Raw genomic sequence first — 24,712 nt, 5'->3', positions numbered from 1 at the left:
GGCGTTGATGCCTCGTCGAGTAGCGAGGCCGCGTCATGATCAGCTCTTCCTTCCGCCGGGACACCATCACCCGCCCGATCTACCAGTGGGCCAAGGGCGTGCTGCCCGCCCTGTCGGAAACCGAGCGCGACGCGATCGAGGCCGGCGACACCTGGTGGGATGCGAGCCTGTTCACCGGCGATCCGGACTGGAACGAGCTGCTTTCCTATCCCAAGCCGGCCTTGAGCCCCGAGGAGCAGGCGTTCTTCGACGGCCCGGTGAACACCCTGTGCGCCATGCTCGACGACTGGAAGATGACCTGGGAGACGCGCGACCTGCCGCCCGAGGTCTGGGACTTCCTGAAGCGCGAGAAGTTCTTCGGCATGATCATCCCGAAAGCGTTCGGGGGCCTGGGCTTCTCGGCGTTCGGCCACGCCGAGATCGTCCGCAAGATCGCCACCCGCTCGACCTCGGCGGCGGTCACGGCGATGGTGCCCAACTCGCTCGGCCCGGGTGAGCTGCTGGTGCGGTTCGGCACCCAGGAACAGCAGGACTACTGGCTCCCCCGCCTGGCCGACGGCCGCGAGGTTCCCGCCTTCGGTCTGACCAGCCCCGAGGCCGGCTCGGACGCCGGCGCCATGGTCGACGAGGGCGTGGTCACGCGCGGGACCTGGAAGGGCGAGAGCGTCCTGGGCGTCCGCCTGAACTGGCACAAGCGCTACATCACGCTGGGTCCGGTCTGCACCGTGCTGGGTCTGGCCTTCAAGCTGCGCGATCCCGACGGCCTCTTGGGCGGCGAGGAAGATATCGGCATCACCTGCGCGCTGGTTCCCACCGACACGGCCGGGGTCCAGATCGGGCGACGCCACCTGCCGGCCTTCCAGACCTTCCAGAACGGTCCGAACTGGGGCGAGGACGTCTTCATCCCGCTGGACCTGATCATCGGCGGCGCCGAGCGCGCCGGCCAGGGCTGGAAGATGCTGATGACCGCCCTGGCGGCCGGACGCGGCATCTCGCTGCCCGCCATGTCCGGCGCGGCGGCGGCCTACAGCGCCATGACCACCGGCGCCTATGCCCGCGTGCGCCAGCAGTTCGGCATCCCGATCGGCAAGTTCGAGGGCGTGCAGGAGCGCCTGGCCCGCATCGCCGGCAACGCCTACCTGGTCGACGGCGCGCGCCGGCTGACCTGTGCGGGCCTGGACCTGGGCAAGCATCCGTCGGTGATCTCGGCGATGATGAAGTCGGGCGCGACCGAGCGCATGCGGATCACCGTCAACGACGCCATGGACGTCCACGGCGGCAAGGCGATCATGGAAGGCCCGCGCAACTACATGGGCAGCCAGTACCGCGCCCTGCCGGTCGGCATCACGGTCGAGGGCGCCAATATCCTGACCCGCAGCCTGATGGTGTTCGGCCAGGGCGCCATCCGCGCGCACCCGTACATGCTGCAGGAAATCCTGGCCCTGGGCGACGCGGACGAGGCCAAGGGCCTGGCCGCGTTCGACGAGACCTTCTGGAAGCACGTCGTCCACGCCCTGCGCAACGGCCTGCGCGCCACCGCTCGCGCCTGGACCGATGGCGCGCTATCGCCCGCGCCCGACGCCGGTCGCGCGGCTCGATTCTACCGCAAGCTCGGCCGCTACAGCGCCGCCTTCGCCCTGACCTCGGACATCGCCCTGCTGACCCTGGGCGGCGAGCTGAAGCGCAAGGAGATGCTGTCGGCGCGCCTCGGCGACATCCTGTCGGAGATGTACTTCCTGTCCGGCGCCCTGAAGCGCTGGGAGGACGACGGCCGGCCGGACGCCGACTTCCCGCTGCTGCAATGGTGCGCCGAGACCGCCTTCGCCACGATCGAACAGCGCCTGGACGAGGTGTTCGCCAACCTGCCCAACCGCTTCGCCGGCTGGCTTTTGCGCGCGGCTGTGCTGCCGTTCGGGACCCGTCGCGGACCGTCGGACCACGTCACCCGCGCCTGCGCCGAGCTGCTGCAGCATCCGTCGCAGACTCGTGACCGCCTGATCGAGGGCGTCTATGTCGGCGGCAAGGACGAGGCCATTGGCCAACTGATCGACGCCTTCGAGCGCGTGGTCGCCACCCAGCCGATCCACGACCGCCTGAAGGACCAGGGCGTGCGCCACTGGAAGGACGGCCTGGCCAAGAACCTGCTGACGCCGGAAGAGATCGCCGCCCTCGACGCCGCCGATCAGGCCGTGGCGGCCGTGGTCGCTGTGGACGACTTCGCGGCCGAGGAGCTGTCGCCCCGTCCCGTGGAAACGGCCCAGCCGGCCAAACGTCCGAAGCCGATCGCGGAGCCTTCAGTCGTGACCGAGCCCCGCTCGTTCGGCGAGGGCCCGACGGCCTAGCGCTTGCGCCCCAGCCACTTCAGGTCCGAGTCCGGCCCGTCGCTGCGACCGCCGAACCAGCCCATCCAGAAGTGGACGTAGTCGCGCAGCATGTCGCGCGGCACGAAGAAGCCGTGGCTGTAGGGCGTGTCGACGCCGATCACCAGCTTGGGGTCCGGCTTGTCCTGATACCAGGTGCCGAACAGCCGGTCCCAAATCGGCGCGATGCCGAAGTGGCCGGTGGGTCGGCTCATGTCCAGCTTGTGGTGCTCGCGGTGATGGTTCGGCGATTGGACGACCCAGCGCCCCACCCAGCCCCAATCGGACTCGATCTTGGAGTGGATGAGGAAGCCCAGGGCCACGACCAGCACGTTGACATAGATCATCACCTCGCCCGGCGCGCCCAGCACGGCCAGCGGCAGGTTGACGACGAAGATGGCGGTGAAGGTCACCGGATGCTGGCGGCCCGAGGTCACCACGCCGAAGTCCTCGGCCGAATGGTGATAGCGATGCAGCGGCCACATGAACTTGGTGTGGTCCGTCCGGTGGGTCCAATAGTCGAAGAAGCTGTAGAGCGCGAAATAGAGCGGCAGCTGCAGCAGGAACGGCAATGGCGGCGGGCCCAGGTTCACGCCGGTGTGGGTCGCGATCGCGTCGTGGATCCAAGCGCCCGAGATCATCGAGGCGCCCAGCATCAGGATTCGGCCGATGATGTCGGTCACGTGGCCCTGGCCGAGGATGAAGACCGCCAGGTCGGTGTTCAGCGACGGGGTGCGGGCGAACAGCAGCTGGCGCAACGAGCTCTGCGGCCAGCCGACCACCACGCACTCGATCCACAGCGCCGTCGGCAGCAGCAGGAAGACCAGGAAGATGTTGTTCAGGTGGTCGTGGGCCGAGTCCGTGTGCAGGGTCTTGCCCAGGATCGTCAGGGTCAGCTCGGCCGGGATCAGGCGCAGGGACAGCCACCAGGCCGCGCCCGCGGCGGCGGCATAGGCCAAGAAACCGGCGACCAGCGCGATGCGGCCCAGGCCACGCGGCCCCGTGGGCTCGATGCCGATCTCCGCCGCCGATTGAAGCACCGCAGGTTTCAAACGCCCCGCTCCCTTGGACTTACAGGCGGCCATTGATGCCAAAGCGCCGTTAAAACTTGGTGTGGCGGGGCAACTTTCGGGTGAGGATGGCCCGAAACTTGTCCAAACCGCCTCGCTCGCCTAACAGCCGAGGATGGTTCGTTCCGCCGCCTTGCTCGTCCTGTTCGCCGCCGCCTCGGCGCCTGTCCTGGCCCAAGCCCAGGAGGTCGAGGCGATCTCGGTCTGGGGCCGCCGCGCCAACGACTTCGGCCGCGCGACTTCGGCCAGCGAAGGCCGCATCAGCTATTCCGACTTCGCCGTGCGGCCGCTGCTGCGTCCGGGCGAACTGATCGAGGCCGTGCCGGGCCTGGCCGCCACCCAGCACTCGGGCGCCGGCAAGGCCAACCAGTACTTCCTGCGCGGCTTCAACCTGGACCACGGCACCGATCTCTCCGCCTCGCTGGACGGCGTACCGCTGAACCTGCCCAGCCACGGGCACGGCCAAGGCTATCTGGACCTGAACGTCCTGACGCCGGAGTTCGTGCACGACATCGGCTTCAAGAAGGGCCCCTATTCGGCCGAGAACGGCGACTTCGCCACGGCCGGCGCGGTGGCCTTCGACACCGCCGACCACCTGCATGGCGACGGCCTGCAGGCCTGGATCGGGCAGAACGACTACTACAGCGCCGTCGGCTCCAAGGCCCTGAGCCAGAACGTGCTGGTCGCCGCCGACGTCTCGACCGCGCGCGGCGCCTGGACGAACCCCGAGGACCTCAAGAAGATCAACCTCCTGGGCCGCGCCATCGTCGGCGGCTGGTCGATCACCGCCATCGCCTACGACGCCGACTGGAACGCCACCGACCAGATTCCCCGCCGCGCGGTCGAGGACGGCCGGCTCGGCTATCTCGATGCGGTGGACAAGACCGACGGTGGCAAAACCTCGCGCTACATCCTGTCGGCCCGCCGCCGCGACCTGCTGCGCGGCCTGGACAGCGTGGTCTATGTCCAGCGCTACAAGCTCGATCTCTTTTCGAACTTCACCTACTTCCTCGACGATCCGATCCATGGCGACCAGTTCGAGCAGGCCGACCAGCGCTGGATCTATGGCGGCTCGCTGACCAAGCGCTGGACCTTGGGCGACGGCTGGAGCGCCCGCACCGGCGTCTCGGCCCGGATCGATGACATCGGCAAGGTCGGCCTCTACCGCACCACCGCCCGCGCGCGCCGCGAGACCGTGCGCCAGGACGCCCTGACCGAATGGTCGACGGCGCTGTGGGGCGAGGCCTCCCGGTCCTTCGGCAAGTTGGACGCCACCCTCGGCGTGCGCGCCGACGCCATGGGCGCGGATGTGAGGGCCGGCGATCCGCGCAACGCCGGCGACGTCAGCGATCTGCTGGTCAGCCCCAAGCTGGCCCTGGCCTGGCGGATGTCGAAGACCTTCGAGCTCTATGCCGACGCCGGACGCGGCTTCCACTCCAACGACGCGCGCGGGGCGGTCGGTGACGATCCGAGCCAGCGTGCGCCGTTGCTATCGCCGTCCGACGGCGCCGAGCTGGGCCTGCGCTGGAAGCACGAGGGCCTGACCCTGACGGCGGCCGCCTGGGCGCTGCACGTCGATTCCGAGCTGGTCTATGTCGGCGACGCCGGCTTTACCGAGGCCGCCGGCGCGACCCGCCGCAAGGGCGTCGAGCTACTGGCCGACTGGCGGCCGACCGCGCGCCTGAACATCACCGCGTCGTACGCTGGGACCCACGCCCGTTTCACCAACGGCGACCGCATCCCCAACGCCGTCAGCTCGGTGCTGAGTGGCGGCGCCAGCTGGAAGATCGGTGACGCCTCGACCCTGTCCCTGACCTATCGCCGCCTGGGCGGCGCGCCTCTGATCGAGGACAATTCCGTACGCTCAAAGCCCACCAACCTGGTCAATGCGCTGTTCGTGCAGGACTTCGGCAAGGCCAGCCTGATGATCGAGGTCCTGAACCTGACCAACAGCAGGAAGGACGACATCGCCTATGCCTACGCCTCGCGCCTGCCCGGTGAGCCGGCGGGCGGCGTCGACGACGTCCATTTCCACCCTGTAGAGCCCCGTGCCGTGCGCGCGGGCGTCAAGATAAATTTCTGACACAAACGCACGAAAATGGGATGATTTTTGCCTGAGCCCTGCCAAGGTCCCTGCGGGGTTTTGTCAGGGTTCTGAGGGGCTGAATGTCCAAGGGTTCTATCCGCTACGTCGTGGCCGGCGTGCTCGCCGCCGCGCTCGCTTCCACCGTTGCTCACGCCGACGCCATCAAGCAGACCAAGGCGCCGATCGAGGACAAGTTCCGCCAGCTGGAAGGCGAGGACTGGCCGACGCCGACCGACTATCGCAACGCCGCCGGCGCGCCGGGCTATCGCTACTGGCAGCAGAAGGTCGATTACGACGTCGCCGTTCACCTGAACGAAGACACCAAGCTGCTGACCGGCAAGGAAACGATCACCTACAAGAACAACTCGCCGGACAACCTGCCCTATCTGTGGCTGTTGCTGGACCAGGACTACAAGCGCGACTCGATCAGCAAGCTGACCGAGACCGTCTCGGGCGACACCATCAGCCTGGGCCAGGTGCGCCGCATCCAGCGCTTCAAGGACTGGGAAGGCGGCTTCACCATCAAGTCGGTGAAGGACGCCTCGGGCCGTGCGCTGAAGTTCACCGTCGTCGACACCCTGCTGCGCGTCGACCTGCCGGCCGCGGTCCGCGCCAATGGCGGCGAGACCAAGCTGACCATCGAGTGGACGCTGCCGATGGTCGAGAACAAGGTCGTCGGCGGCCGCAGCGGCTATGAGTGCTTCACCGGCAAGGGCGAGGACGGCAACTGCATCTACGAGGGCGCTCAGTGGTTCCCACGCCTAGCCGTCTATTCGGACTATGAGGGCTGGCACAACAAGGCCTTCCTCGGCTCGGGCGAGTTCACCCTGGAGTTCGGCGACTACCGCGTCGCCCTGACCGTGCCGTCCGACCACGTGGTCTCGGCCACGGGCGTGCTGCAGAACCCGGCCGCCGTGCTCAGCGCCGCCCAGCGCGACCGCCTGACCAAGGCCCGCACCGCCGCCGAGCCCGTCTATGTCGTCACCCCCGAGGAGGCCGTGGAGGCCGAAAAGGGCAAGGCCAAGACCGAGAAGACCTGGGTGTTCTCTGCCACCAACGTCCGTGACTTCGGCTGGGCCAGCTCGCGCAAGTTCGTCTGGGACGCCCTGGGCGTGAAGCAGGAGAGCGACGCCGCCCACCCGCTGGTCATGGCCATGTCCTTCTTTCCGAAGGAGGCCCGCCCGCTGTGGGACGCCTATTCGACCAAGTCGATCGCCCACACCCTGAAGGTCTATTCGGACTTCACCTTCTCCTACCCCTATCCGGTGGCCCAGTCGGTCAACGGCCCGGTCGGCGGGATGGAATATCCGATGATCAGCTTCAACGGCCCGCGGCCGGTGAAGGACAAGAAGACCGGCGCCCTCACCTATACCGAGCGCGCCAAGTACGGCCTGATCGGCGTCGTGATCCACGAAGTCGGCCACAACTACTTCCCGATGATCGTCAATTCGGACGAGCGTCAGTGGACCTGGATGGACGAGGGCCTCAACAGCTTCCTCGAGTTCCAGGCCGAGGTGCAGTGGGACAAGAAGTTCCCGTCGCGTCGCGGTGAGCCCAAGGACATCGTCGAGTACATGGTCAGCCAGGACCAGGTGCCGTTGATGACCCAGTCGGACTCGGTCATCCAGTTCGGCCCGAACGGCTATTCCAAGCCGGCCACCGCCCTGGTGATCCTGCGCGAGACGGTGATGGGTCGCGAGCTCTTCGACCGCGCGTTCAAGGAGTACGCCAACCGCTGGCGCTTCAAGCACCCGACGCCGTACGACTTCTTCCGCACCATGGAAGAGAGCTCGGGCATCGATCTCGACTGGTTCTGGCGCGGCTGGTTCTACTCGACCGACCACGTCGACATCTCGCTGGACAAGATCGTCAAGGCCCGCCTCGACAGCGGCGATCCCGACGCCGAGGCCGCCGTGCGCAAGGCGGCGGACGGCAAGGAGCCGGAATCGCGCACCGCGGCCAACAACAAGGGCCAGACCGTCGCCGAACGTGACCCCAAGGTCCGCGACTTCTACGACCAGAACGACCAGTTCTCGGTCTTCGACAGCGCCCGCAAGAAGGCCAAGACCGCTCGCGAGGACCTAACGCCCGAGGAACAGTCCGCCCAGGACCTGAAGGACAACTTCTACCGCTTCAGCTTCCGCAACATCGGCGGCCTGGTGATGCCGGTGATCCTGAAGATGGACTTCACCGACGGCACGACGGAGACGGTCCGCATCCCGGCCGAGATCTGGCGCAAGAACTCCAAGCAGGTCACGTGGCAGTACGTGACGGGCAAGGAGCTGAAGGACGCCGAGATCGACCCGCTGTGGGAAACCGCCGACGCCGATCGCGGCAACAACGTCTATGACGGCGCCATCACCCCGATGACGCTGAAGATGCAGAAGTTCCCCGACCAGGCGAACCGCATGAAGGACGCCAACATGAAGGTCGAGCCGGGTGGCCTCGCCACCTTCCCGTCGGCCGATCCCAAGAAGGACGAAGGTCCGAAGTGATCGCGCGCGCGGCCGCCCTCTTCGCGGCGGCGGGCCTTGTGCTCGCCCCGCTTCCGGCGGCCGCGCATCGCGGCCACGGCGCGCTGAGCGTCGTGGAGATCGACGCCAAGACCGGCGCGGTCACCGTCAGCCACCGGATCCCGACGCACGACGCCGAGCCGGCCCTGGCGGTGATCGCCCCCGACGCCCAGGCCAGCCTGGACGATCCCGAGGCCATCGACGCCTTGAAGACCTATATGGGCGAGCACTTCGCCGTGGCGGTGAACGGCGCCCTGGTCGGCCTGACGCTCAAGGACATGACCCTGGGCGCCGACGACGTCCGCTTCCAGTATTCCGGCAAGATCGCGCCGGCCGACGCCCGGGCCGAGGTCGCCGTGAAGGCCTCGATGTTCGCCGACGTCTATGGCGACGAGGTCAACCAGGTGAACGTCCGCCGCCTGGGCGTGACCCGCACCCTGGTGTTCAACGCCGGCGATGGCGCGCAGACCCTGGACGCGGTCGATCCGGCCAACTGAAAGCCGACATGACAAACGTCACCTCGCGGGCCTGACGCCCGGCACTGCAACGCTTTGAGTCGCTGCGGCAGGTTCCTCGCAACAGAGGAGACCTTCCATGACCTTCACGACCCGCCGCGCCGCACTCCTGGCCGCCACGGGCCTGGCCGCGATCAGCACCGCCGCCTTCGCCCAAACCACGTCTACGGCGACGACGCCTGCTCCGGCCAAGAAGGAGCCGTCCAACCAGGTCCAGGGCGTGACCATCACCGCCCCCGCCGCCCAGAACATCAAGACCTCGATCGACCGCCGCAGCTACAGCCTGGGCAAGGACTTGCAGGCCACGACCGGCTCGGTCGCCGACGTGCTGCGCAACGTCCCCTCGGTGCAGGTCGATGTGCAGGGCAATGTCAGCCTGCGCGGCGATCCCAACGTCACCATCATGATCGACGGCAAGCCGTCGGGCATGTTCAAGGGCGACAATCGCGGCCAGGTGCTGCAGCAGATCCCCGCCAGCCAGTTCGAGCGCGTCGAGGTGATGACCAACCCGTCGGCCGCCTTCAGCCCCGAGGGCTCGGCCGGGATCATCAACCTGATCACCAAGCAGCAGCGCGGCGTCGGCACGACCGGCTCGGTCCGCGCCAATCTCGGCACTGAAGGCCGCAAGAACGCCAGCATCAGCCTGGCCCGCAACACCAAGCAGCTGACCCTGTCGGCCGACGCCGGCTGGCGTCGCGACAAGGCCAAGGGCTCGATCGAGGACGACCGCTCGCGCCTGGACCCGACCACCGGCCGCTACGCCGACAGCCACCAGAAGGTCGGCTTCAACAGCAAGGGCCAGTCGCACAACGCCCGCGCCGGCGTCGACTACGACCTCGACAAGCAGACCCGCCTCAGCGCCGAGGCCCGCTACACCGACACCGCCTACGACTCCAAGGCCGGCTCTTCGTACGAGGGCAAGGACGTCAACGGGACGCCGATCGTCCGCTACCAGCGCCTCAGTGACGGCCACATGAAGAAGTCGGTGGGTGGCCTGACCGGCGACCTGCGCCACAAGTTCTCCGGCGATGAGCACGAGTTCACCCTGCACACCAGCGTCGAGCGCACTCGCGATCGCCAGACCACGGATGCTAACGGCTTCAACCAGCTGCCGGCCGTCTCGAACTATGTCGAGCACGTCAGCATCGGCGACGAGCTGGTCCAGAGCCGCCTGAAGGCCGAGTACAAGCGCCCCCTGCCCGGCGGCGCCAAGTTGGTTACCGGCTATGAGCTGCAGGTCGACAACAACGACTACGACAACTACGGCGCCCGTGGCCCGACGGGCGGCGCCCTGGCGGTCGATCCGGCCCTGACCAACCAGTTCAAGTACGACCAGACGGTCCACGCCGCCTATGTCACCTACAGCCGTCCGATCGGCGACCTGACGGTCATGCCGGGCCTGCGGATCGAGGAGGTCACGGTCGACACCAACCAGGTCACCAGCAAGCTGAAGGATAGCTACGATTACCTGCGCGCCTACCCTTCCCTGCACGTGCAGTACAAGCTCGACGACACCCGTCAGATCAACGCCAGCTACAGCCGCCGCATCCAGCGCCCCACGGCCCAGGACCTGAATCCGTACCGGATCTATCAGGACCCCTATAACTACCGTCAGGGCGACCCGCGCCTGAAGCCCCAGACCACGGACTCGTTCGAGGTCGCCTACCAGCTGCGCAAGGGCTACAACTACTATCAGGGCACAGTGTACTTCCGTGAGGCCCGCGACGGCGTCACCGACGTGATCCGCGACATCGGCGACGGCGTGCTGCTGACCACCAAGGCCAATCTGGCCAAGAGCCGCAGCGGCGGTCTGGAGCTGGTCGCCAACGCCCGCCTGACGCCCAAGATCTCGTACACGATCAGCGGCAACGCCTTCTGGAACGAGATCGGCGCCACCGACCTGGGCTTCCCCGACAAGCGCTCGGCCTGGACCGTCTCGGGCTATGCCGCCATCAACGTGCAGGCCACGCCCAAGGACTTCCTGCAGATCAGCGGCTTCGCCACCGGCAAGCGCCTGACGCCGCAGGGCTACAAGGCGCCGACCGGCATGCTGCTGCTGGGCTACCGCCACAAGTTCAGCGACCGCGTCTCCGGCGTCGTGACGGTGCAGGACGCCTTGAAGACCTTCGGCGACAAGCTGGTCATCGACACCCCGGCCCTGAAGGACCGCCGCGCCCTCGACTTGGACCTGCGGGCCATCTTCGTCGGCGTCACCTACGCCTTCGGCGGAACCGGCGCTCCCGACCCGCGCCGTCGCGGCCGCGAACCGGCCTTCGACTTCCAGACCAACCCGGGCGGCGTCGGCCCGATGTAGCGGACAGATCGGCCGGCCCTGCGACTCCGTTGCAGCGGCCGGTCTCGCTCGGAGGGCTCGACGGTCTGGAAAGCCCGGCTGTACAACTGGGGAGACGACTCTCTTCGAGTCCCTGAAAGGTCGGCCCGTCCATGCACACGCAGAGAATCCTGGTGACGGGCGGCGCAGGCTTCGTCGGCTCCCACCTCTGCGACCGTCTGCTGGAAACCGGCGCCGAAGTCCTGTGCGTGGACAACTACTATACGGGCTCGCGCCAGAACGTGGCCCAGAACCTCTCCAATCCGCGCTTCGAGCTGCTGCGCCACGACGTGACCATGCCGCTCTATGTCGAGGTCGACCAGATCTACAATCTGGCCTGCCCCGCCAGCCCGGTTCACTACCAGTTCGATCCGGTGCAGACGACCAAGACCAGCGTCCATGGGGCCATCAACATGCTGGGCCTGGCCAAGCGGGTGAAGGCCAAGATCCTGCAGGCCTCGACCTCGGAAGTGTACGGCGATCCGGCCATCCACCCGCAGGTCGAGAGCTACTGGGGCAACGTCAACCCGATCGGCATCCGCTCGTGCTACGACGAGGGCAAACGCTGCGCCGAGACCCTGTTCTTCGACTACTGGCGCCAGCACAAGCTGCGCATCAAGGTGGCGCGGATCTTCAACACCTACGGCCCGCGCATGCACCCCAACGACGGGCGCGTGGTCTCGAACTTCATCGTCCAGGCGCTGAAGGGCGAGGACATCACCCTCTATGGCGACGGCAACCAGACGCGCTCGTTCTGCTATGTCGACGATCTGGTCGACGGCCTGATGCGGCTGATGAACACCGGCGACGACGTGACCGGCCCGATCAACCTGGGCAATCCGGTCGAGTTCACGATGAAGCAGTTGGCCGATCTGGTCGTCGAGCTGACCGGGAGCAAATCGGCGCTGGTCCACCGTCCCCTGCCCTCCGACGACCCGCGCCAGCGCCAGCCCGACATCACCCTGGCCAAGCAGGTGCTGGACTGGACCCCGACCGCCCCGCTGAAGGTGGGCCTGATGCGGACGATCGAGTACTTCGACGGGCTCTTGAAAGCGGCCTAGCTGTGCAGGATCGGGACAGGCCGGCCTGGCGTCACGGAAGTGCGGATACCGGATCGCCCCGAACAACCCTGGAAATATCGATCAAGGTCGCTGGCTGTCGCCAATGACGCGATCGCGAAAATTCGAAGTTGCAGCCCCGATAAGGCTCCTGTATCGAACGCCCTCCCCCGCCGACGTGATTTGCGTCGTCGACCCGGATGGCCCGGTGGCGGAGTGGTGACGCAGCGGACTGCAAATCCGTGCACCCCGGTTCGATTCCGGGCCGGGCCTCCAAAAACCCACCTACATCGATGTCGATATTCCGCACGCAGCGGCCTCGCGCGCCCGCGCGACAGGTCATAAAAACAATTGGCCGCGAGGCGCTCTACGCTTCCTCGCGGCCTCAAAGGACGTTTTGTCAGGCGGACCTAGTAGGCGTTTTCGGCCATCAGCAGGTGCGGCACGGTCATCAGGATGATCCGGACGTCCTCACCGAACGTCCAGCGCTCGATATACTCGTTGTCGGCGTCGACACGGGCGGCCATCGCCTCGACCGCATTGGTGCCGCCGCGCAGGCCCTTGATCTGCGCCAGGCCAGTCAGGCCGGGACGGGCGCGGAAGCGAAGGTGGTAGTTGGCGATCACGGCGCCGTACTGCGCGTCGTGGGCCAGGGCGTGAGGACGCGGGCCGACGATCGACATGTCGCCCTTCAGCACGTTCAGCAACTGGGGCAGTTCGTCGATGCTGGTCTTGCGGATGATACGGCCGACCATGGTGATCCGGTCGTCATCGCGACGCGCCTGGACGACCTTGTCGCCATTCTCCTGCACCCGCATGGAGCGGAACTTGAAGATGGTGAAGGCGTGGCCGTTCAGCCCGCCTCGCGCCTGCCGGAAGAACACCGGGCCACGCGATTCGAGCTTGATCAGCAGGGCTACGATCAGGAGGAGCGGCGCGAAGAACAGCAAAGCGCCGCCCGCCACGAACACATCCATGACCCTCTTGAGCGGATTCTTAGCCACCGGCTGTGTTTTCGCCACGTAGCTGCGCTGTTCCGCGGGCGGATTAGATACGATCATCACAAGATCCCCACCAGGCTATACGTTCTGGGTCTTCGCCCGAGATTTAGAATACGTTTACTAAATCAATGTTCGTCAGACAACGCTGGACAGCGCTGGCGACGATACTTTTTTGCACTGCAGCGATTTTGAAACACCGCGGAGCAACAAGCGCTACGCTTGCAAGCGACGTGCCAGCCAAGAACGCCATGGACGCCAGCTGAGCTGTGACCTGCTCGATGAGCTGACTGACCACATCTTGCGGTGGACGCGCTGTCTGGCGGCAATGCTCAAGGATCAGCCGCGGGCCGCCCAAATGCCGGGCGCCGGCGCTCGCGTCGCCACGCCATCAGTATTACGTATTGCATCCTTCGTAATATCAACGAACGGATGCCGACATGGACGCCTCCTCCTCCAACCTGGCCCGGCTGAGCATCAGCCTACCCGCCGAACTGATGGCCCAGCTCGACGCCATGGTCGCCGAGCGCGGCTTGCCCAGCCGCTCGCAGATGATCGCCGAGCTGATCCGCCACGAGCTGGCCGAGCATAGCGGCGAGCGCCCCGACGCGGTGCTGGCCGGCACCATTACCCTGATCTACCGCGCTGAAAGCGGCCGGGTCCGTCACGCCCTGGCCCAGACCCAGCTCGGCTATGTGAAAGAGGTGATCTCGGCCCAGAACGTCTTCCTGGAGGACGATCAGGCCATGGAGGTCCTGCTGGTCCAAGGCCCCTCCGAGCGGCTCCAGCAGCTGTGCGACGACCTGCGCAAGGTGCGCGGCGTCCAGCAGATCAAGCTTGTCACCACCACCGCCCTGCTGCCGCCGCTGCACTTCCACGGCGACGAGCCCGACGGAGAGAGCTCTTGAGCGACACCGCGACTCCCTACGCAGCCCAGGCCCATGCCCGCGCCCAGGCCGGGACGAAGGTCGAGGCCATGCCGACCGTGCCGGCCAGCGCCGCGACGGACTTGCCGCCAGGCGTCGCGGCCGCCGACCTGGTCTGGGACGAGACGATCGCGCCAGGCGGCTACGCCAGCCGCCAGATCGCCCGGGGCGCGCGCCTGCGCCTGACGGACCTGGCCGGCGATGCGGCCGTCTCGCTGCTGATCTTCAATGCCGAGCGTCCTATCGAGCGCCTCAACATCGCCGACACCCTGAAGGTCCAGTGGAACGGCTATCTGGGCCAAGGCCGGCTACTGTTGTCCGACATGGGCCGGGTGCTGGCCAGCATCGTCGAGGACGAGGCCGGAACCCACGACGCCTTCTGCGGCGCCTCGAACCCGGCCAGCAACGCCCGCAAGTACGGCGACGGCTTCAACCACGGCGCCCATCCCAACGCCCGCGACCGCTTCTCGCTGGGCGTCGCCAAGTTCGGCCTGGGCCGCAAGGACATCCATCCCTGCCTGAACCTCTTCAAGGAGGTCCGCGTCGGCCAGGGCGGCGAGACGGTGATCGATGTCGGCCCGTACGCGCCCGGCCGCGCCCTGACCCTGCGCGCCGAGATGGACCTGATCGTGGCGTTGGCCAACTGCCCCCACGTGCTGGATCCGCGCGAGACCTACGCCGTCACCCCGGTGCGCGCCACCGCCTGGCGCGGCCCGGTCACGCCGCAGAACGACCCGATCCGCAACGCGACGCCCGAAGGCCTGCGCGCCTTCCTGAACGTCGAAGACTACTTCTCGCGCTGAGGCCCCGTCATGGCGTTCGATCCCCCTCCCCTCGGCAGCATCGTCCACGACGAGGTCGTCCCCGCCCGCGCGCCCTGGCTGCACGAGGTGAAGGCCGGCCAGACCCTGCGCATCGTCGACCTGGAGGGCAACCAGGCCGTCGACTTCCTGGCCTACAGCGCCGCCGACGACGCCGAACGCTACAGCGCCCAGGACACCATCGCCGCCCAGAAGAACATCTTCCTGCGCGAGGGCTCGGTGCTGCTGTCCAACGAAGGCGCGCCGATGATGACGGTGACGGCGACGGCCGTGGCCTATCACGACACCATCGGCGGGGCCTGCTCGTGCGAGAGCAACACCCTGCGCTATGGCCATCACACCAAGAGCCAGCACGCCTGCGTCGAGAACTTCCTGGTCGCCAACGCCAGCCAGGGTCGCGGCAAGCGCGACATGGTCAGCAACGTCAACTGGTTCATGAACGTCCCCGTCGAGGTGGACGGCGCGCTGGGCATTGTCGACGGCATCTCCGCGCCCGGACTCTATATCGACCTGCGCGCCGAGATGGACGTGATCGTCGTCGTCTCCAACTGCCCGCAGATCAACAACCCCTGCAACGGCTTCGACCCGACGCCGGTGCGCATGATCATCGCCCAGTAGGACCAAGCTCATGTTCGACAAGGTCCTGATCGCCAATCGCGGCGCCATCGCCTGCCGCATCATCCGCACCCTGAAGGCCATGGGCGTGAAGTCGGTGGCCGTGTTCAGCGACGCCGACGCCGGCTCGCTGCATGTCTCACTGGCCGACGAAGCCGTGCGCCTGGGCCCTGCCCCGGCCGCCGAGAGCTATCTGCGCGCCGATCTCGTACTGGCCGCCGCCAAGGCGACGGGCGCCCAGGCGATCCATCCGGGATACGGCTTCCTCAGCGAGAACGCGGCGTTCGCCGAGGCCTGCGAAAAAGCGGGCGTCGCCTTCATCGGGCCGACGGCGGACAACATCCGCGCCTTCGGCCTCAAGCACACGGCGCGCGACCTGGCGCAGGCCCACGGCGTGCCGCTGGCGCCCGGCACCGACCTGCTGGTCGATCCGGCGGCGGCGCTGGCGGCGGCGGAACGCATCGGCTTCCCGGTGATCCTGAAGGCCACGGCCGGCGGCGGCGGCATCGGCATGCGGGTCTGCGAGAGCCCCGAGGCCGTCGAGGAGGCCTTCGCGGCCGTCCAGCGCCTGGCCACCGGCAATTTCAGCGACGGCGGCGTCTTCCTGGAGCGCTATGTCCGCAAGGCGCGCCATGTCGAGGTGCAGGTGTTCGGCGACGGCGCCGGCAAGGTCGTGGCCCTGGGCGAGCGCGACTGCTCCCTGCAACGCCGCAACCAGAAGGTCGTCGAGGAGACCCCCGCCCCCGGCTTGCCCGCCGCCACCCGCGCGGCCCTGCTGGACGCCGCCGTGCGCCTGGCTCAGGCGGCGAACTACCTCTCGGCCGGTACGGTGGAGTTCCTGTATGACGCCGACCGCGACGATTTCTTCTTCCTGGAGGTCAACACCCGCCTGCAGGTCGAGCATGGCGTGACCGAGCAGGTGACCGGCGTCGATCTGGTCGAGTGGATGGTGCGCGGCGCGGCGGGCGACTTCGCCTTCCTCGACGTCCCGCCGCCCGAGCCCAGAGGCGCGTCGATCCAGGTGCGGCTCTATGCCGAGGACCCGGCCCAGGACTATCGGCCCAGCTCCGGCGTGTTGACCCAGGTCGCCTTCCCGGACGACGTTCGCGCCGACGGCTGGGTGGTCGACGGGACCGAGGTCAGCGCCTTCTACGACCCGCTGCTGGCCAAGCTGATCGTCACCGCACCGGATCGCGAAGCGGCGGTCGAGGCCCTGCGGCAGGCCTTGGACGACACGCGTTTGGCCGGTATCGAGACCAACCTGGACTGGCTGCGCGCCGTGGTCCGTAGCGAGCCGTTCACGAGCGGCCAGGTCTCGACCCGCGCCCTGGAGACCGTGGCCTGGACGCCCGACACCATCCAGGTACTCAGCGGCGGTCCCGCCACCACGGTTCAGGACTGGCCTGGCCGCCAAGGCTACTGGGACGTCGGCGTGCCGCCGTCTGGGCCGATGGACGCCTTCGCGTTTCGGCTGGGTAACCGCCTGCTGGGCAACGGCGAGGATGCGGCCGGGCTGGAGATCACCGCCCTCGGCCCGACGCTGAAGTTCAACCGCGCCGCCATCGTGTGCCTGACCGGCGCGCGCTTCGACGCCCGCCTGGACGGCGCGCCGGTCGAGCCCTATGCGCCCCTTCAGGTCCAGGCGGGCCAGGTGCTGAAGATCGGTCGCGCCGTCGAGGCGGGCCTGCGCGGCTATCTGCTGTTCCAGGGCGGCCTGGACGTGCCGGAATATCTGGGCAGCCGTTCGACCTTCACCCTGGGCGGCTTCGGCGGTCACGCGGGACGCAACTTGACGGCCGGCGACGCGCTGCGGCTGCTGGAGCCCACCGGCGCGACCGCCGCGACCGCGCTTGCGGACGACCTGCGCCCCGAGACGACCAAGACATGGTCCATCCGCGTCCTGCCCGGCCCACATGGCGCGCCGGACTTCTTCACGTCCGCCGACGTCGCCATGATCGGCGGCACGGACTGGAAGGTTCACTACAACTCCAACCGCACGGGCGTGCGCCTGGTCGGGCCCAAGCCCGAGTGGGCGCGACGCGACGGCGGCGAGGCCGGGCTGCATCCGTCGAACATCCACGACAACGCCTACGCCATCGGGGCCGTAGACTTCACCGGCGACATGCCGATCATCCTGGGCCCGGACGGCCCATCGCTGGGCGGCTTCGTCTGCCCGTTCGTGATCATCCAGGCCGACCTGTGGAAAGCCGGCCAGCTGGCGCCGGGCGACACCGTCCGCTTCGCCGTGGTGGACGACGCGACGGCCGCCGCGGCGCTGGACGCCCAGGAAGCGCTGATCGCCGACCTCGCGGCCTCGCGCGCCCCCGCCGCGCCGCCGGTGGACGAACAGACCAGCCCAATCCTCCACGAGCTGCCCCAGGACGGCCACCGCCCGCGCGTGCTCTATCGCCGCCAGGGCGATCAGCACCTGCTGGTGGAGTACGGCCCGATCGTGCTGGACCTGGAATTGCGTCTACGCATCCACGCCCTGCTGCTGGACCTCCAGGCCCAGACGCTGGAGGGCGTGATCGACCTGACGCCAGGCATCAGGTCGCTGCAGGTGCACTATGACAGCCGCCGCCTGCCCCAGGCCAAGCTGCTGGAAATCCTCGTCGCCGCCGAGGACCGGCTGGGCGGGCTGGACGATTTCGAGATCCCGTCGCGCGTCGTCCACCTGCCGCTGTCGTGGAAAGACCCGGCGATCTACCAGACCATCGACAAGTACATGCAGGCCGTGCGCGACGACGCACCCTGGTGCCCGGACAACATCGAGTTCATCCGCCGGGTCAACGGCCTGGACAGCATCGAGGACGTCCAGCGCATCGTCTTCGACGCCCGCTACCTCGTCATGGGCCTGGGCGACGTCTATCTGGGCGCACCGGTGGCCACGCCGGTCGACCCGCGCCATCGCCTGGTGACCACCAAGTACAACCCTGCCCGCACCTGGACGCCGCCGAACGTGGTCGGCATCGGCGGGGCCTATATGTGCATCTACGGCATGGAGGGTCCGGGCGGCTACCAGCTGTTCGGCCGCACGATCCAGGTCTGGAACACCTGGCGGCAGACCGAGGCCTTCACCGACGGCAAGCCCTGGCTGCTGCGCTTCTTCGACCAGATCAGGTTCTTCCCGGTCAGCGCCGACGAGCTGACCGACTGGCGGCGCGACTTCCCGCTGGGCCGCCGCCAGATCCGCATCGAGGAAGAGACCTTCCGCCTCTCGGACTATCGCCGGATGCTAGCCGAAGAGGCCGACAGCATCGCCGCCTTCCAGGCCACCCGCCAGGCCGCCTTCGACGCCGAGCGCGCCGACTGGGAGGCCAAGGGCGAGTTCGCGCGGGTCGAGGCGCTGTCGGGCGTCGCCGACGCTGAGGAAGAAACGGCCGCCGTCGAGGTCCCGCCCGGCGCGGACCTGGTCGAGGCTCCGCTGGGCGGCAATGTCTGGAAGGTGCTGGTCGAGCCCGGCCAGCGGGTCGAGGCCGGCGCGGTGATCGCCATCATCGAAGCCATGAAGGCCGAGTGCGACGTCAACACCCCGGTGGCCGGCGTGGTCAGCGCCGTCTACGCCCAGCCCTCGCAGTCGATCGCCGCCGGCGCGCCGGTCATCGCCGTGACCCCGGACCTGGAGGCCGCCGCGTGAGCTTCCAGCGCCTCTCCGTCGAGGCCATCGCCGCGCGTGTGAACGCCGGTACGAGCGCCGTCGAGATCGCCCAGGCCACGCTGGATGCGGTCGCCGCGTACGACCTGATCCAGCCCCAGGTCTGGATCCTGCGCCTGCCCGCCCAGGCTGTCCTGGCCCAGGCCCGCGCCGTGGACGCGAGGATCGCTGCCGGCGAGACCTTGCCCCTGGCCGGCGTGCCGTTCGCGGTGAAGGACAATATCGACGTCGGCGATCTGCCGACCACGGCCGGCTGCCCAGCCTTCGCCTATACGCCCGAGCGTTCGGCGACGGTCGTCGAGCGCCTGATCGCGGCCGGGGCGGTGTTGATCGGCAAGACCAATCTCGACCAGTTCGCCACCGGCCTTGTCGGCGCCCGCAGCCCCTACGGCGCGCCGCGTTGCGTGTTCAACCAGGCCTTCGTCAGCGGCGGTTCGAGCTCCGGCTCGGCGGTGGCGGTGGCGGCCGGGCTTGTCGCCTTCTCGCTAGGCACCGACACCGCCGGCTCGGGCCGAGTGCCGGCGGCGTTCAACCACCTAGTGGGCCTGAAGCCCAGCAAGGGCCGCTGGAGCACGCGCGGTCTCGTGCCTGCCTGCCGCTCGCTGGACTGCATCAGCGTCTTCGCCGCCGACCTCGCCGGCGCGGCGCGGGTGGACAAGGTGCTGGCCGCCTTTGATCCCGAGGACGACTACTCCCGCCGCCTGCCCGAGGCGCCGATCAAAGGCCCGCGCTTCGCGATCCCCCTGCCCGAGCAGCGGATCTTCTTCGGCGACACCGAGTCCGAGACCCTCTACGCCGCCGCCATCGCCCGCCTGGAAGCCGCTGGCGGCGTCGCCGTCGAGGTCGACATCGCGCCGCTGCTGGACGCGGCCAAGCTGCTCTACAGCGGCCCCTGGGTCGCCGAGCGCACCGCCGCCGTGGAGCCCCTGCTACGCGCCGCGCCCAGCGCCATCGAGCCGACCGTTCGCGCCATCGTCCAAGGCGGCCTGGCCGTCACCGGCGTCGAGACCTTCAAGGGCCTCTACGCCCTGGAAGGCTATCGCCGCGCGGCCGAGGCGATCTGGGACGTCGCCGATGTCCTCTTCCTGCCCACCACGCCGACCATCTACCGGCTGAAAGAACTGAAGGCCGAGCCGCTGGCGCTGAACGCCAATCTCGGCCTCTACACCAACTTCGTGAACCTGCTGGACCTCAGCGCCCTCGCCGTCCCGGCCGGCTTCCGCGCCAACGGCACGGGCTTTGGCGTGACCTTCGTAGGCCCCGCCTTCGCCGACCGCGCCCTGCTGGACCTGGCCACGCGCTATCTGGAGACCTTCCCCATGGCCGACACGCCCCCGCTGGACCTGACGCCCCACAAGCCCGGCATCAAGCTGGCCGTGGTCGGCGCGCATCTCGGCGGCATGCCGCTGCACTGGCAGCTGACCTCGCGCGAGGCTCGCCTCGTCACGGCCACCAGGACCGCGCCGGCCTACAAGCTGTACGCCATCGCCAACTCGACCCCGCCCAAACCAGCGCTGGTGCATGTCGGAGACGGCGGCAGCTCGATCCTGGTCGAGGTCTACGAACTGGACGTCGAGGCCTTCGGCAGCTTCACCGCCGAAGTGCCCGCTCCGCTCGCGATCGGCACCGTGACCCTGGAGGATGGGACCTCGGTGAAGGGCTTCGTCGCCGAGCCCCGCGCCTTGGACGGCGCGACTGACATCACCCACCTGGGCGGCTGGCGAGCCTATATCGCGTCGCTCGCGGGCTAACCACTTCGCACCGCACAACGAAAAAGCCCGCGAAACTGGTTCGCGGGCTTTTCAGTACCGTCCGAGACGGAAAACGGCTTTAGGCCGAGGCGCGAGCGGCCTTCAGGGCCGAAACGGTGTAGTAGATCAGGCTGAACATCGGACTTTCCGGGTTGCGAACTGGCGAGGACATTTCCTCGCGACACAACCCATATATGATGACAACGTTGTCACGACAAGAGGCGATGCTGCAGCGCAACATCGCAGCTACTTGCCCAGCCCCGCCAATGCCTCCGGCCCCACCGCGCCCGGCTTGTCCAGCGGGAAGTCGTAGACCGCCGTCGCACCGTAACGATGCGGCGCATGTGGATCGCGGCGGCGCTTGTCGAAGGCCAGGACGCGGGTGCCCAGCTTGAAGGCCTCCTTGATGTCGTGAGTGACCATCATGATCGTCAGGCCGTTGTCGCGCCAAAGGCCGGTGATCAGCTCGTGCATGTCCAGACGCACGCCGGGATCGAGGGCCCCGAACGGTTCGTCGAGCAGCAGGATGCGGGGTTTCTTGATCAGGGCCTGGGCGATGGCCAGGCGCTGCTGCATGCCGCCCGACATCTTGGCCGGATAGAGGTCGCCGCTGTCTGAAAGACCCACGGCGGCCAGCATGGCGTCGGCCTCCTCCAGCGCCTTGCGGCGACGCGCGCCCGACAGCTTGCCCAGCAGAGGCGAACCCGCGCAGTCCAGGCCGAACACGACGTTGTCGCGGGCCGACAGATGCGGGAACACCGAGTACTTCTGGAACACCACGCCCCGGTCAGGTCCCGGCTCGGCGCGCAGCTTGTCGCCGTCCAGATCGATGGCGCCGCGCGTGGGCTTCTCCTGGCCGATGATCAGCCGCAGGAAGGTGCTCTTGCCGGCACCGGACGGACCGACGATCGAGACGAAACTGCCCTGCTGGATCGAGAGGTCCACGTTCTCGAGCACGACCTTGTCGCCGTACTCGACCCAGACGTTACGGAAGGTTAGCAGGCCGGCCATCAGCGCGCCCTCTCGGGATAGGCCCAGGGGTAGGCGCGGCGAGCGATCAGCCGCAGCGTCACATCCATCGCCACGGCCAGGATCGAAATCCAGACGACGTAGGGCAGGATGATGTCCATCGAGAGATACCGGCGGACCAGGAAGATGCGGTAGCCGAGGCCCGTGTCGGCGGCGATCGCCTCGGCCGAGATCAGATAGACCCAGGCCGGGCACAGCGAGAGGCGCAAGGAGTCGATCAGGCGCGGCATGGCTTGGGGCAAGGCCACGCGCAGAGCCAGCTGCCAGGTGCTGGAGCCCAGGGTCTGGGCCTTGACCAGCTGCTCCTCGGGGATGGCCGCGACGTGGGCGGCCAGGTCGCGGACCATGACCGGCGTCACCCCGATGACGATCAGGGCGATCTTGGCGGTCTCGCCCAGGCCGAAGACGATGAACAGGATCGGCAGCACGGCGATCGGCGGGATCACCGCGATCGCCGCCACCAGCGGCCCGAACTTGGCGCGCAGCAACGGCAGCAGGCCAAGCCCCAGGCCCAGGACCAGGCTCAGCGCCGTGGCGATGACCAGGGCCAGGCCGATGCGCTCCACGCTGGCCAGGGTGTCGACCAGCAGCGGCGCGTGGCCGGTCAGCGGATCGACCCTGGCCATCAGCTGCACGGCCTCGACCATGGCGGTCGGGGTCGGCAGCAGCTTGTCGCGCGGGTTCTCCGCATGACGGGCCTGGGAGGCCATCAGGTAGAGCAGCGCCGCAGCCAGCAGCGGGATCATCCCGAGCAGGACCGCAAGACCGCCCCGGGGCCTGACGTTGAGGAGGCGCATGAGGACTAGAGCTTACCGTCGGCGGCCTGCTGCACGTAGGTCGTGTCGAAGCGCAGCTTGACGTTCTTCGGATCGCCCAGGGTCTTGCCGCCCGGGAAGGTGATGCCGATGTCGTCGACCGACTTCGCCCCCTGGCCGAACAGGCCCATGCTGAAGCTGAACTTGCGCACGCGGTCGTTGGCGGTGACGAGGTCCGGGCTGACCGTGGCCGCCAGGGCCGACTTCGGATCGGCGTAGAGGTGGGTGGTCTTCAGCTGGCTCTCGAAGCTGGCGAGGTCCGCGCCCGACAGCTTGGCCATCTGCTCGCGGGCCGCCTTGCCTTCCGGCGTCTGGGCCACGGTCAGGGCCATGGTCTCGTACCAGATGCCGGTCAGGGCCTTGCCCAGGTTCGGATTGGCCTTGAGCGCCTCGGTGCTGACCATCAGGCCGTCCAGGATTTCGCCAGGGATCTTCGAGCTGTCGAAGACCTCGGTCGCGCCGGGCGTCTTCTTCACTTCCGACAGCTGCGGGTTCCAGGTCACCAGGGCCTTGGTATCGGCCGCCCCGAAGGCGGCGACGATGTCGGCGTCCGAGGTGTTGATTGTCTTGACGTCGCTCATCTTCAGCCCGGCCTTTTCCAGGGCGCGGGCCAGCAGGTAGTGCGAGACCGACATCTCGACGAGGTTGACCGGGCGGCCCTTCAGGTCGGCCAGGCTGGTCCCGTTCTTCAGGATGACGCCGTCATTGCCGTCGGAATAGTCGCCGATCATCACCACGGTGGTGTCCTTGCCGGCGGCGGCCGGCACGGTCAGGGCGTCCATGTTGGTGGCGGTGACGCCGTCCAGCTTGCCCGCCGAGTACTGGTTCAGCGACTCCACATAGTCGTTGATCTGCACCAGCTCGATCTTCACCCCGTACTTGTCGGCCCACTTCTTCACGATGCCCGACTGCTGGGCGTAGGCCCATGGCATCCAGCCGGCATAGATGGTCCAGCCGATCTTGTACTCGGTCTTGGCCGCCTCGGCGGTCGCCGCCGGCGCGGTCTTGTCGGCGCTCTTGGGGCCACACGAGGCCAGCGCCAGGGCCGACACGGCCAAGGCCGCCATGAAACGCTTGCGGTTGAACTGGATGCTCATCAGCGGCTCCCTCCGAATTTGCTGCCAAAATTCGCTGAGGGGAGCGTTTTCCATATTACGAGTTGCCGCAATCGTAATACCGACGACGCATGGCGGCGGTGTTTTCATCACGGTCGTTCTGCCGAAAAAGCAGGCCGATCCAGCCCTCGGCGCCGCTTCACGCGCCGTTCTCCGGTGTCGCCCCGCCACAGCCCTGGCGGCGTTTGCTCCAGCCGCCCGTCGCGCCCAGCCTTCAAGCGAAGATGGAGGCCCACGACCATGCTGTCCCAGCTGATGATCCGCCTGTGGTCGTTCGTGTGTGAGGGCTTCACGGCGCGTGGCGGCCGATACTGGCTAAGCTGAGCCACGCCGCCTAGATCGTCGGATAGAGTTACCCAAGCCACCCTTGTCGCTGGATTGACGTCGCTTCGATAGCGACATATGTTTCTGTCATGACAGAAACAGCAGATAACACGAAACGCCTCCCCGCCGCGGTCGAGCAGTTCGTGCTGCGCTGGGGCGACATGGGCGGGCAATGGGGGGTCAACCGCTCGGTGGCCCAGATCCACGCCCTGCTCTATCTGGCCGACCGGCCGATGACCGCCGAGGACATCGCCGACGACCTGGGCATGGCCCGCTCGAACGTCTCCAACAGCATCCGCGAGCTGATCGGCTGGAAGCTGATCCGACGCGTGCCGATGCTGGGTGACCGTCGCGACCACTACGAGGCCGAGGCGGACCTCTGGCAGATGCTGACCCGCATCGCCCAGGGTCGCAAGGAACGTGAAATCGACCCGATGGTCGAGGCCATGGGTCCCGTGCTGGCGGCGGCCGAAGACGACCCCACCCTGAGCCCGGTGGCGCGCAAGCGCCTGAAGGAGATGCACAGCTTCGTCACCACGATCGACGGCTGGTACGGCCAGATGCTGACCGTGCCGCCGTCCACGCTGATGTCGCTGATCAAGATGGGCACTAAGGTGGTGGGCCTGCTGGGCCTGGGCCGCGGCAAGACGGACAAGACGCCGTAAAAAATTTCGCCTGCAATTTCTCTTTTGACAGAAATAACAGGTCAGACAGGAACAGGGGATTTGG

17 protein-coding genes and 1 tRNA gene are annotated in these 24,712 nt (G+C 67.8%); 13 read left to right on the top strand and 5 right to left on the bottom strand.

From position 1 onward, the window contains the following. Window positions 1-35 precede the first annotated feature (35 nt). Entirely contained in the window at window positions 36-2,342 is a 2,307-nt protein-coding gene (locus AC07YH_RS07450) for an acyl-CoA dehydrogenase (protein ID WP_494746362.1), read from the top strand. On the opposite strand, the gene AC07YH_RS07445 is transcribed toward AC07YH_RS07450, so the two are convergent. After that, window positions 2,339-3,400, bottom strand: coding sequence for a sterol desaturase family protein (locus AC07YH_RS07445; RefSeq protein ID WP_494746361.1), 1,062 nt, complete (start codon window positions 3,398-3,400; stop codon window positions 2,339-2,341). The genes AC07YH_RS07450 and AC07YH_RS07445 overlap by 4 nt on opposite strands. Window positions 3,401-3,545: 145 nt before the next feature. Here AC07YH_RS07445 and AC07YH_RS07440 point away from each other — a divergent pair, with 145 nt between their 5' ends. From AC07YH_RS07440 to AC07YH_RS07415, 6 genes are all read left to right on the top strand, one after another. Continuing rightward, on the top strand, window positions 3,546-5,513 hold the full coding sequence (locus tag AC07YH_RS07440; RefSeq protein WP_494746360.1) for a TonB-dependent receptor: 1,968 nt from the start codon (window positions 3,546-3,548) through the stop codon (window positions 5,511-5,513). A gap of 83 nt (window positions 5,514-5,596) precedes the next feature. Next, entirely contained in the window at window positions 5,597-8,011 is a 2,415-nt protein-coding gene (locus AC07YH_RS07435; protein WP_494746359.1) for a M1 family metallopeptidase, read from the top strand. Continuing rightward, the gene (locus AC07YH_RS07430; RefSeq protein WP_494746358.1) at window positions 8,008-8,526 is read left to right on the top strand and encodes a DUF6702 family protein; all 519 of its coding nucleotides are present in this window, start codon (window positions 8,008-8,010) and stop codon (window positions 8,524-8,526) included. Before AC07YH_RS07435 ends, AC07YH_RS07430 begins: the two co-directional genes overlap by 4 nt. A gap of 97 nt (window positions 8,527-8,623) precedes the next feature. Next, window positions 8,624-10,858 carry a TonB-dependent receptor domain-containing protein gene (locus AC07YH_RS07425; protein WP_494746357.1) on the top strand — a complete coding sequence of 745 codons (2,235 nt, stop codon included), beginning with the start codon at window positions 8,624-8,626 and terminating at the stop codon, window positions 10,856-10,858. Between the two features lie 131 nt (window positions 10,859-10,989). Next, a complete protein-coding gene (locus tag AC07YH_RS07420; protein ID WP_494746356.1) occupies window positions 10,990-11,937 on the top strand; it encodes a UDP-glucuronic acid decarboxylase family protein in 948 nt (315 codons plus the stop codon). A gap of 199 nt (window positions 11,938-12,136) precedes the next feature. Continuing rightward, window positions 12,137-12,210: transfer RNA gene (locus AC07YH_RS07415), tRNA-Cys, on the top strand. Window positions 12,211-12,344: 134 nt separating this feature from the next. Here AC07YH_RS07415 and AC07YH_RS07410 read toward each other — a convergent pair. After that, entirely contained in the window at window positions 12,345-12,998 is a 654-nt protein-coding gene (locus AC07YH_RS07410) for a sugar transferase (protein WP_494746355.1), read from the bottom strand. Window positions 12,999-13,372: 374 nt separating this feature from the next. On the opposite strand from AC07YH_RS07410, the gene AC07YH_RS07405 reads away from it, so the two are divergent. Genes AC07YH_RS07405 through atzF form a run of 5 tightly spaced genes read left to right on the top strand, consistent with a single transcriptional unit; the run spans window position 13,373 to window position 20,700 of the window. Continuing rightward, window positions 13,373-13,840 carry a CopG family ribbon-helix-helix protein gene (locus AC07YH_RS07405; RefSeq protein ID WP_494746354.1) on the top strand — a complete coding sequence of 156 codons (468 nt, stop codon included), beginning with the start codon at window positions 13,373-13,375 and terminating at the stop codon, window positions 13,838-13,840. Continuing rightward, on the top strand, window positions 13,837-14,661 hold the full coding sequence (locus tag AC07YH_RS07400) for an urea amidolyase associated protein UAAP1 (protein ID WP_494746353.1): 825 nt from the start codon (window positions 13,837-13,839) through the stop codon (window positions 14,659-14,661). Before AC07YH_RS07405 ends, AC07YH_RS07400 begins: the two co-directional genes overlap by 4 nt. A 9-nt stretch (window positions 14,662-14,670) precedes the next feature. Further along, window positions 14,671-15,297 (top strand): urea amidolyase associated protein UAAP2, encoded by a 627-nt coding sequence (locus AC07YH_RS07395; protein ID WP_494746352.1) that lies wholly within the window; start codon window positions 14,671-14,673, stop codon window positions 15,295-15,297. A gap of 10 nt (window positions 15,298-15,307) precedes the next feature. Continuing rightward, a complete protein-coding gene (uca, locus tag AC07YH_RS07390; protein ID WP_494746351.1) occupies window positions 15,308-18,931 on the top strand; it encodes an urea carboxylase in 3,624 nt (1,207 codons plus the stop codon). Next, window positions 18,928-20,700, top strand: coding sequence for an allophanate hydrolase (gene atzF, locus AC07YH_RS07385; RefSeq protein WP_494746350.1), 1,773 nt, complete (start codon window positions 18,928-18,930; stop codon window positions 20,698-20,700). Before uca ends, atzF begins: the two co-directional genes overlap by 4 nt. Before the next feature lie 246 nt (window positions 20,701-20,946). Here the strand turns inward: atzF and AC07YH_RS07380 are convergent, their stop codons facing one another. The 3 genes from AC07YH_RS07380 to AC07YH_RS07370 are packed head-to-tail and all read right to left on the bottom strand — an operon-like array spanning window position 20,947 to window position 23,641. Next, window positions 20,947-21,711 (bottom strand): ABC transporter ATP-binding protein, encoded by a 765-nt coding sequence (locus AC07YH_RS07380; protein ID WP_494746349.1) that lies wholly within the window; start codon window positions 21,709-21,711, stop codon window positions 20,947-20,949. Beyond that, entirely contained in the window at window positions 21,711-22,526 is an 816-nt protein-coding gene (locus AC07YH_RS07375; protein WP_494746348.1) for an ABC transporter permease, read from the bottom strand. Before AC07YH_RS07375 ends, AC07YH_RS07380 begins: the two co-directional genes overlap by 1 nt. Before the next feature lie 5 nt (window positions 22,527-22,531). Continuing rightward, on the bottom strand, window positions 22,532-23,641 hold the full coding sequence (locus AC07YH_RS07370; RefSeq protein WP_494746347.1) for a putative urea ABC transporter substrate-binding protein: 1,110 nt from the start codon (window positions 23,639-23,641) through the stop codon (window positions 22,532-22,534). Between the two features lie 431 nt (window positions 23,642-24,072). Here AC07YH_RS07370 and AC07YH_RS07365 point away from each other — a divergent pair, with 431 nt between their 5' ends. Then, window positions 24,073-24,648 (top strand): GbsR/MarR family transcriptional regulator, encoded by a 576-nt coding sequence (locus AC07YH_RS07365; protein ID WP_494746346.1) that lies wholly within the window; start codon window positions 24,073-24,075, stop codon window positions 24,646-24,648. The last annotated feature ends 64 nt before the right edge of the window (window positions 24,649-24,712 follow it).

Source organism: Caulobacter sp. GW456-12-1-14-TSB4, from assembly GCF_059424195.1.
The sequence above is the reverse complement of the archived record's forward strand: the minus strand, read 5'-3'. Positions and strand labels throughout refer to the sequence as shown.